The 1,422-nt window shown below is 59.4% G+C and carries 1 protein-coding gene; it reads left to right on the forward strand.

Annotation, left to right across the window (positions count from 1 at the left end):
* Positions 1 to 81 precede the first annotated feature (81 nt).
* On the forward strand, positions 82 to 1,413 hold the full coding sequence (locus ACSVIK_RS25960) for an IS4 family transposase (RefSeq protein ID WP_442447012.1): 1,332 nt from the start codon (positions 82 to 84) through the stop codon (positions 1,411 to 1,413).
* Positions 1,414 to 1,422 lie beyond the last annotated feature (9 nt).

Below are 1,422 nucleotides of genomic sequence, written 5' to 3' on the forward strand. Positions count from 1 at the left end.
TAATGCTGTTCACTTAAGCATTTGAGCCCCCGCGGGGCTTCCACGAAAATCCGATGCCAGGCTTCTGGTATCGGATTTTTTATGTCTCTCCAACAACAGCTACTTGATCTAGGCGACCTGTTCAACTTCTCCGATCTGAGCACCTTCACCCAGAACATTCCGATCGAGTGGGTGGCATCCGCATTGGATCTTTCCGCCCAGGCCACCATTCGGCGGCGGCGTCTGCCCAGCGATCAGGTGCTCTGGCTGGTGCTTGGCATGGCGTTATTCCGCGACGAACCTGTCCATGAGGTGGCGCGGCGCCTGAATATCTGCGCCCAGGGCCTGGCCTCTCACGACCTGCTGGCCAGAAGCGGTGTCACCGAGGCGCGCAGGCGCCTGGGTGCCGATCCGGTTGAGTGGCTGTTTCGCCAGACGGGTAAGCACTGGGGCTGCGAGCGCTATGAGGGCGATACTTGGCAGGGGCTGCAAGTGCTAGCCGTGGATGGTGCGCTTCTGCGCACCCCGGATACCCATGAGCTCAGGGAGCATTTCGGTTCCGGCAATACCTCCACCGAGCGCCAGACGCCGTTTCCCATGCTGCGGCTGGTGGCCCTGATGAACGTGCGCTCGCACTTGATTCTGGATGCCCGACTGAGCCCCTATCGGCGCAATGAAATGCGTTTGGCCGATGAGTTTATGCAGCAAATTCCCCGTCATTCGGTGACGCTGTTCGATAAGGGCTTCTGGAGTGCCGATTTGCTGCTGGGCCTGGCTTCGACAGGGGAAAACAGGCACTGGCTGATTCCGGCCCGCAAGGGCTTGGTCAGCGAGGAGGTCGCTCGCTACGGCAAGGGAGATCGCCTGCTGTGCATGAAGGTGTCGGCCCAGGCACGAAAGCGCAACCCCGACCTGCCAACGCACTGGGAGGTGCGCGAAGTCAGCTACGCCGTGAAGGGCAAGGTCAAGACAGTCCTCACCTCGCTGCCAGCGGATACTTACAGCGCCAAGACCATCGCCAAGCTGTATCAGGAGCGCTGGGAGATCGAACTGGGCTTCCGGAATATCAAAAGCTCTCTGCAACAGAATGCGATGACCCTGCGTAGCAAGGTCAAGGAGTTGGTCTACCAAGAGGTCTGGGGGGTGTTGCTGGCCTACAACATCATCCGCCGTGAGGCGAGCCAAGCTGCAGTGGCTTTTGGACGCTCTCCGTGCGACATACGCTTCAAGCCGGTGGCCCAATACATCGCCGTGCAATTGATCGTGATGGCGGCGGCCAACCCGATTTCAGCAACCGGGCGACGATTATCAGAGTTGAGGGCGGGAATCGGCGGGCTGTTTCTGGATCACCGCCCAAGGCCTTCAAGACCCAGGACGGTGAAGATTTCAAAGACCCGCTACCCAGTAGATCGGAAAGCTGCTCCGCTTAAATGAACAGCATTA

The organism is Pseudomonas sp. NCHU5216, assembly GCF_052156495.1.
Classification (GTDB): Bacteria; Pseudomonadota; Gammaproteobacteria; order Pseudomonadales; family Pseudomonadaceae; genus Aquipseudomonas.